The sequence below is a fragment of the Belliella alkalica genome (genome assembly GCF_022549785.1).
Taxonomy (GTDB): domain Bacteria; phylum Bacteroidota; class Bacteroidia; order Cytophagales; family Cyclobacteriaceae; genus Belliella; species Belliella alkalica.
On sequence record NZ_JAKZGO010000027.1, the window covers coordinates 36,529 to 43,903 of the forward strand.

Annotated in this window: 8 protein-coding genes; 2 read left to right on the top strand and 6 right to left on the bottom strand. The window is 36.1% G+C overall.

The window, feature by feature from the left end; all coding sequences use genetic code 11:
* Window positions 1-70: 70 nt before the first annotated feature.
* From MM213_RS19345 to MM213_RS19370, 6 genes are all read right to left on the bottom strand, one after another.
* The gene (locus MM213_RS19345) at window positions 71-1,390 is read right to left on the bottom strand and encodes an ABC1 kinase family protein (protein ID WP_241414535.1); all 1,320 of its coding nucleotides are present in this window, start codon (window positions 1,388-1,390) and stop codon (window positions 71-73) included.
* Between the two features lie 10 nt (window positions 1,391-1,400).
* Complete coding sequence (locus MM213_RS19350; RefSeq protein ID WP_241414536.1) at window positions 1,401-2,066, bottom strand: TetR family transcriptional regulator C-terminal domain-containing protein; 666 nt, start codon at window positions 2,064-2,066, stop codon at window positions 1,401-1,403.
* A 155-nt stretch (window positions 2,067-2,221) separates the two neighbouring features.
* The gene (locus MM213_RS19355) at window positions 2,222-2,518 is read right to left on the bottom strand and encodes a type II toxin-antitoxin system RelE/ParE family toxin (RefSeq protein ID WP_241414537.1); all 297 of its coding nucleotides are present in this window, start codon (window positions 2,516-2,518) and stop codon (window positions 2,222-2,224) included.
* Window positions 2,519-2,752, bottom strand: a complete 234-nt coding sequence (locus tag MM213_RS19360; protein WP_241414538.1) for a hypothetical protein — start codon at window positions 2,750-2,752, stop codon at window positions 2,519-2,521.
* A 135-nt stretch (window positions 2,753-2,887) separates the two neighbouring features.
* Window positions 2,888-3,430, bottom strand: coding sequence for an ATP-dependent protease subunit HslV (hslV, locus tag MM213_RS19365; RefSeq protein WP_241273614.1), 543 nt, complete (start codon window positions 3,428-3,430; stop codon window positions 2,888-2,890).
* Window positions 3,431-3,658: 228 nt separating this feature from the next.
* Window positions 3,659-5,374, bottom strand: coding sequence for a pyruvate dehydrogenase complex dihydrolipoamide acetyltransferase (locus tag MM213_RS19370; RefSeq protein WP_241414539.1), 1,716 nt, complete (start codon window positions 5,372-5,374; stop codon window positions 3,659-3,661).
* A 123-nt stretch (window positions 5,375-5,497) separates the two neighbouring features.
* Here MM213_RS19370 and MM213_RS19375 point away from each other — a divergent pair, with 123 nt between their 5' ends.
* Entirely contained in the window at window positions 5,498-6,457 is a 960-nt protein-coding gene (locus MM213_RS19375) for a YheT family hydrolase (RefSeq protein ID WP_241414540.1), read from the top strand.
* Between the two features lie 21 nt (window positions 6,458-6,478).
* Window positions 6,479-7,177, top strand: a complete 699-nt coding sequence (locus MM213_RS19380; RefSeq protein ID WP_241414541.1) for an SOS response-associated peptidase — start codon at window positions 6,479-6,481, stop codon at window positions 7,175-7,177.
* The last annotated feature ends 198 nt before the right edge of the window (window positions 7,178-7,375 follow it).

The window sequence follows — 7,375 nt, forward strand, 5'->3', positions numbered from 1 at the left end:
AACAATCGTTTAATTAATTAGTGGCATGATTACGGATAATCATGTTTTTTAAATTCCAATATTCAAATTCCTACTCTAACCATTCAGGTTTTGTGGTGACAATATTCGCTTCCAGCTGGTTAAGTAAATTATAAACTCCAAAATAGGTTCTATTTATATAAAGACCATGTCTCGAACCTCTAGCTTGTCTTGATTTTCTGAACATCTTATCATTGGAAATCCTATCACCCAGTTTGAATATCTGCTCAAAATATTCATTGTTGGCAAAATCAAAGGTTTCGACGTGGAAAGGTTTCCCCAAAAGAGAAATCATTTCCTTAAACACACCTTTGAAATAAATCTTTTCTTCAGGAGTATCCTTATCACTGATAAATTCCAATCCATAGAAAATTTCATTGAGTTCATCTTCGTTGATCAACAATTCTCTTTTGATCAATGAAAAATAACCTTTATAGAAATCCTCTGGAATCACTTTAACACAACCAAAATCTATGATACCTAATTTTCCATCATTCTGGATAATAAAATTCCCAGGATGGGGATCTGCATGCACTTGCATTAGGTTATGAACTTGATGGTGGTAAAAGTCCCACAAGGCTTGACCTATTCTGTTTTTATCTTCTTGAGAAGGATTGGTTTCAAGCCATTCTTTGATATGCTTACCATCGATCCAATCCATCGTAATCACTCGCTCTGCACTGAACTCCTCATAATAATCCGGGAAATTTAGATCTTTGATATGAGAACAGGCTTTGGAAATTTCCTTTGAGCGCTTTACCTCCAAGGTGTAATCTGTCTCTTCGAGCAGTTTTTCCTCAACCTCTTCCATGTAATGATCTAGTTCCTTTTCATTCATATTTAGTAATCTCAATGCAAATGGGCGTACTAATTTCAGATCGGAACTTACTGAGTCAGCCACTCCAGGATATTGGATTTTTACTGCCAATTTCTTACCATTTTGTGTAGCTTGATGTACTTGCCCAATGGAAGCTGCATTTACAGCAGATTTGGTGAAAGTATCGAAAATTGACTCTGGCGTCTTGCCAAAATACTTTTGGAAAGTCTTTACTACAAGCGGGTAAGATAATGGTGGGGCACTGTATTGTGCCATTGTAAATTTATCCTGATATGCTCTTGGAAGGATATTCTTATCCATAGACATCATTTGAGCCACTTTTAGCGCCGAACCCTTCAGTTCACTCAATGAGTTATAAATATCATTTGCATTGTTATTATGAAGCTCCTCCTTTGTCATTGAAGGGTTCACAACTTTTTTTGCATAATGCTTTACATAATTACCACCTACTTTGGCGCCTGTACTAATAAACTTTGCCGCTCTCTGTACCTTTGATGTAGGAATACTTTGCTGCTCTTTTACCTTACTCTCCATAATTCCTAGATTACTTGTTTTGATACATGAATTTTGCAAAATCTATAAACGTGTCCAATGCGCTTTTTCCCATCAGATCAAATGCTAAATTCACTGATTTCTCAATGGCTGCATCTGTTTTCTCAAAAGCTGGGGATGTATCATTCAGCCAAAATTGAAATACAAACCAAACCTGAAACCACAACGCATCGTCATAGCGATCACTCAAAATTGGTCTGCTTGCAATTTCTTCGGTTTCTTTACCTTCCAAAATAATCTCGTTGGCAAAATCTTTAAATTTTGATTTGAAGATTTTCACTTCGGTGGGTAAAAGACTTTTGATATCCTTTTTGCTGCCGTACAAAGACAAAAGGTAAGATCTGTTTTTCTTCAATTCCTCGATCCATGTAAACAAAAAGCTTAGCAATTTCTCTCTTGCAGAGTACTCTCTATAAACTTCCTGAGATTCTATACTTTCTACAGTAGCCTCAAACAACTGTGACCAAACCGCAGTTTTGATCGAGTCAAAAGAAGTGAAGTAATTATAAAAATCTTCCTCCTTCATCTTAAGATCCTTTGCAAATTTGAAAACAGATACAGGTTCGTACCCATGTTCCAAAACATGATTAACGTAGCCCGATACAATTTTACCTTTGATATCTATTTTTGTAGTTTTCTTAGCGGTTGTTTTTTCCATGATGCTTTTATTTGCTATCATGTTAACCCGAAAAAGACACTCTAGGTTTAAAATAAAAGATAAAATAAATGAATTTGATTATCTGAAATTGTAAAGTACGGTTAAGAAGCGATATTGAAAATTAAACTTTGTCATTCCAGATTTCATTTCGCATTTTAAAGCTTGTAACTCTTAGGGTCAATGCGATTGGGCCTAAAGCTCACTATCTCTATGTAATCTTCCTTAATTCGATAATAAATACTCGTTTGTCTGCTAAACACACATTTCCTCAATCCTTTTTTCCTACTAGATTCTCGATAAATTTCTGGAGATTTCGATATTTGCTCTAATGTAGTTTCGATTTTCAAATAAATTTCCTTTGCTTTATCAAGACTGAATTTCAGAGAAATATATTCCAGCAACTCTATCTCTTCATGTTTCGCCCGAAGGGAATATCGGATCGGTAGTTTCATCTAAAAATTGAATTTTCTTCTTATCTCATCACGGACTGATTCATGGGAAACAAATTGGCCTTTTTCCAACTGCTCCAACCCCTCATTAATTGCCTTTTTGTCATCGGCACTCAATTCTTGCCAAAAATCCACTTCATCTTCAATGTTTAAAAGTGATTTCACCTCATTCAAAACTCGCTCATCATTACTCTTGATGATTTCAGATATGATTTTATACTTGATTGCAATATCCATCTCTTAGGGTATTATTATCCTTAAAGTTAATGATTTTTTGGTTAGGTTTATTTCATTTATTTCCTTCAGAAATTTAAAAACATCCGTTCTTTTGAGAAAAACAAGTGATGTTTTCCCCAAAAGAACTAAAAAACATTAACCAATTACTTTCTCCACCACCAAATTGTGATTGGTATAGATACAGACATCTGCAGCTATCCCAAGACTTTCCCTTACCATTTCTTCAGCCGTCAGCTGTGGAGCAAACTTCTTCAAAGCTCTAGCCGCAGACTGCGCATACATGCTTCCTGAACCTATCGTGGCTATTTCCATATCAGGCTCAATAACATCTCCTGTCCCTGAAATAATCAATATATCCTGAGAGTCTGCTACTATCATCATCGCTTCGAGTTTGGAAAGCATTCTGTCTGTTCTCCATTCTTTGGCAAGTTCCACTGCAGCTCTTTTCATATTATTCCCAAAAGCTCCAAGCTTCTCTTCAAACTTTTCTAAAAGCGTAAATGCATCTGCTGTAGATCCTGCAAATCCTGTCACAATCTTTCCTCCTTGAAGTCTTCTGATTTTATTGACACTGCTTTTTGCAATTGTATTTCCCAAAGTAGCTTGACCATCTGCACCGATCACTACTTCTCCGTTATGCTTGATTGCCACTACGGTGGTTGATTTTAATTTTTCCATTTTTTTTAGATGTAAGACACTAGACGTAAGATTTAAGATTAGAAAACCAAAATACATGTTTTCTGTATTAAAAATGTAAACCGTTCCTAATAGGTGGTTTATCAATTTTGCAGCAATCTTATTTCAACTTTATTTCAATTATATTTCTAATCCTTTTTATTCAATAACTATACAAAAACCAAAAAGTCCTGCGAAACAGGACTTTTTGACATATTAAATTTTTATCGATTAGATCAGTATTCTCACTGGATCTTCCAATAGACCTTTGAAAGTCTGAAGGAATGCTGAACCTACAGCTCCATCCACTACTCTATGATCACATGACAATGTTACCTTCATAAGATTGCCTATTACCATTTGGCCATTTTTCACAATTACGGTTTCTTTGATCCCTCCTACTGCCATGATACATGCATCTGGCGGATTGATTATCGCAGTAAATTCGTCGATTCCAAACATCCCCAAATTAGAGATCGTAAAGGTATTGCCTTCCCAATCCTTTGGTTGCAATTCTTTGGTTTTAGCTTTTCCTCCAAGAGATTTTGCTTCATTGGAAATCTGTGAAAGAGACTTACTATCGGCAAACCTGATCACTGGCACCAATAGACCTTCTTCTACAGCCACAGCCATACCGATATGGATATGATCATTGTACCTGATCTTATCTCCCAACCATGAAGAATTCACTTTTGGATGCTGGCGCAAAGCCGCAGCTGCCGCTTTGATCACCATATCGTTGAAAGAAATTTTCACTGGAGAGACTTCATTCATGCTTTTTCTTGCTTCTATGGCCTTATCCATGTTGATTTCCATGGTAAGGTAGAAATGAGGTGCATTAAACTTACTTTCAGCCAATCTTTTTGCAATCACTTTACGCATTTGGGAAACTTTCTCTTCTTTGAAAGATTCTTGACCTATAGCAGGTGCTGCAGCAGTGGTAGTTGCTTTTTCTTGTGTTGGTGCCTTGACAGAAGCTGGATCGAAACTCTCTACGTCTCTTTTAACTATTCTTCCACCTTCACCAGAACCTTTCACTAATTTGATGTCAACACCTTTTTCAGACGCTAATTTTTTGGCTAGTGGAGATGCCTTCAATCTTCCATCATCAGAACCATTGCTATCCGAAGTACTGGATTTAGTCGGCTCTTCTGATTTTTTATCCTCTGATTTCTTTTCTTCAGTTTTCTTTTCTGGAGCTTTTTCTTCTTTCTTTTCCTCCTTTGGAGCTTCCTTAGAATCACTTCCCTTAGAACTATGGGCTTTGATCAATGTCTCAAAATCAGCTCCTTTTTCACCTATTACAGCGATCACTCCATCAATCTCTACTGCTTCACCAGCTTCAACACCTATATGCAACAAAATACCATCGTCGTAAGACTCAAGCTCCATTGTAGCTTTGTCAGTCTCTACTTCGGCAATGATATCTCCAGCCTTGATTTCGTCACCTACTTTCTTCAACCATGTTGCAATCACACCTTCTGTCATCGTGTCAGACATTTTAGGCATTGTGATCACCTGAGCATTGATATCGGAAGTATCTATCTTCTCCCCTTTTGAATTATCCTCAGTTTTGGAGTCTTCTTTCCCATTCTTTTCGTCCTTCTCCTTGACTTCTTCTTCTTTGTCTTCTTTCTTATCTTCTTTTGGAGATGAAGAAGAACCACCTTCACCTTTTGCCTCTTTTAGCAAATCGTCAATGTTTTCTCCCTTTTCACCAATTATCGCAATCACACCATTTACAGGTACTGCGTCTTTTTCTTCCACACCAATGTGAAGCAAAACTCCCTCTTCGTAAGATTCAAGTTCCATAGTAGCTTTGTCAGTCTCCACTTCAGCTAAAATATCACCTGGTTTCACTTCATCTCCTACTTTCTTCAACCACGCTGCGATCACCCCTTCTTCCATGGTGTCACTCATCTTGGGCATTCTTATTATTTCGGCCATAAGCTTTTTAGTATCCTAGTCAATTTTTAAGCAGGTCAAAAATAGTTCTTAAATTGTCTTTATTCAAATTTAATAATAGTATTTTCATGATTAGAAAAATCAAATTATCGAGAAGAGACAAAAATGCCCCTTATTAAAGAGATAGATTACATTAATCCCAAATGGTTATTCAACGGACATTTGCAAACAATCATTCCTGGTTTATTTAGAAGTGCGATTTCGTTACCTTTTGAAAGAGAAAGGATTGCGACGCTAGATGGTGATTTCTTGGACTTGGATTGGTTAAGAAAAGGAAGTAAAAAACTTGTGATAATTAGTCATGGTCTTGAAGGAAATAGTAAAAGACCATATATGTTGGGAATGGCAAATCAATTTTACGGAAAAGGTTTTGATGTAGTGAATTGGAATTTTCGTGGATGTAGTGAAGAAATGAACCACAAACCAATATTCTACCACTCTGGAGCGACCTATGATCTTGATACTGTGATAGATCATGCTGCTACATCATATGATGAAATCTATTTGGTAGGATTTAGTCTAGGTGGAAATCTTACACTCAAGTATCTGGGTGAAAAAAGAGCTAGAAATCCAAAGTTGAAAAAATCTGTGGCTATCTCTGTCCCTTTGCACTTAGAAAGTTCTTGTACGAAAATTTCTTCGAGAGAAAACATCGTCTATTCAAAAAGGTTTCTGAATACCTTAAAGGAAAAAATCATCAAAAAATCACTCGTTTTTCCAGATGAAATCCCTGTTGGTCTATTGAGAAAAATTAAAACATTAAAAGATTTTGATGATTTTTTCACAGGTCCGATACACGGTTTTAAGGACGCCCATGATTATTATGAAAAAAATTCATCCCTTTATTTCATAGACCAAATAGAAATCCCCACATTGATATTGAATGCACAAAACGATCCATTCTTAAGTGAAAAATGTTTCCCTGTGAATAAGGGAAAGTCCTTGCCAAACATTTGGATGGAATTCCCGAAACATGGAGGCCATGTTGGATTTAGCCCTAGAAATCGTTCAGAAATATATTGGTCAGAAAAGAGGGCATTTGAATTTATGAATACAGATCTTTAAATTTATCAAAATATCAAATCCATGTGCGGAAGATACTCACTCAGTAAAAGTAAAATAGAGCTAGAAGAAAGATTTCAGGCAGAAATGTTAGGAGATTTCAAACCACGATTCAATATAGCGCCCACCCAGCTACTTCCAGTATTGACATCAGAAAGTCCAAAAGGGTTCTCGTTTTTTTATTGGGGAATCACTCCTGATTTTGCGAAGAATAAACCTGTCTCCCAAAAGCTCATCAATGCCCGAGCAGAAAGCGTTAACCAAAAAATATCTTTTAAGTCGTCTTTTGAGAAAAGAAGATGTCTTATCCCAGCGGATGGCTTTTTTGAATGGAAAAAAGTTGGAAAAAAAACTAAAACTCCTTACAGATTTACCTTATCGGATGAAAGTCTTTTTGCATTTGCAGGAATATGGGAAGAGTTTGAGAATGACAAAGGGGAATCCAACCACACATTTCTGATATTGACAACAGAAGCTAATGGCTTAGTGAAAGATGTTCATGATAGAATGCCAGTGATTCTTAAAAAAGAAGATGAAAAAAAGTGGCTAGACCCATACACTACAGAGGAAGAATTGATAGATATGTTAATTCCCTACAAAGCTACAGAAATGATAACTTACTCAGTATCTCCACTGGTTAATCAAGTCAATAATGACACACCTTCAGTCCTAAAGAAAACATCACCCATGGATCAGTTTGGGAACTATACCCTTTTCGGTTAGCGATAAATATAATGCATTTGAAATATTGATTACTAAAAATTGTATCTGTATAATTGCTTTTTAACAGGATCCATTTATAACAAAATTTTAATTCATTTCAATCAGCTGCGATAGCTTTTGCGCAGTAGTATAGATAACTTTGACCTATACCATAGAAACAAGTTGCTGTAGAATATTTACCGATTAAACGAGAAATAT

What these genes read in the sequence shown, in the direction of transcription:
- MM213_RS19355 (WP_241414537.1), bottom strand. Translation starts at nt 2,518, where the DNA reads ATGAAACTACCGATCCGATATTCCCTTCGGGCGAAACATGAAGAGATA.
- hslV (WP_241273614.1), bottom strand. Translation starts at nt 3,430, where the DNA reads ATGGAAAAATTAAAATCAACCACCGTAGTGGCAATCAAGCATAACGGA.
- MM213_RS19370 (WP_241414539.1), bottom strand. Translation starts at nt 5,374, where the DNA reads ATGGCCGAAATAATAAGAATGCCCAAGATGAGTGACACCATGGAAGAA.
- MM213_RS19360 (WP_241414538.1), bottom strand. Translation starts at nt 2,752, where the DNA reads ATGGATATTGCAATCAAGTATAAAATCATATCTGAAATCATCAAGAGT.
- MM213_RS19345 (WP_241414535.1), bottom strand. Translation starts at nt 1,390, where the DNA reads ATGGAGAGTAAGGTAAAAGAGCAGCAAAGTATTCCTACATCAAAGGTA.
- MM213_RS19350 (WP_241414536.1), bottom strand. Translation starts at nt 2,066, where the DNA reads ATGGAAAAAACAACCGCTAAGAAAACTACAAAAATAGATATCAAAGGT.
- MM213_RS19380 (WP_241414541.1), top strand. Translation starts at nt 6,479, where the DNA reads ATGTGCGGAAGATACTCACTCAGTAAAAGTAAAATAGAGCTAGAAGAA.
- MM213_RS19375 (WP_241414540.1), top strand. Translation starts at nt 5,498, where the DNA reads ATGCCCCTTATTAAAGAGATAGATTACATTAATCCCAAATGGTTATTC.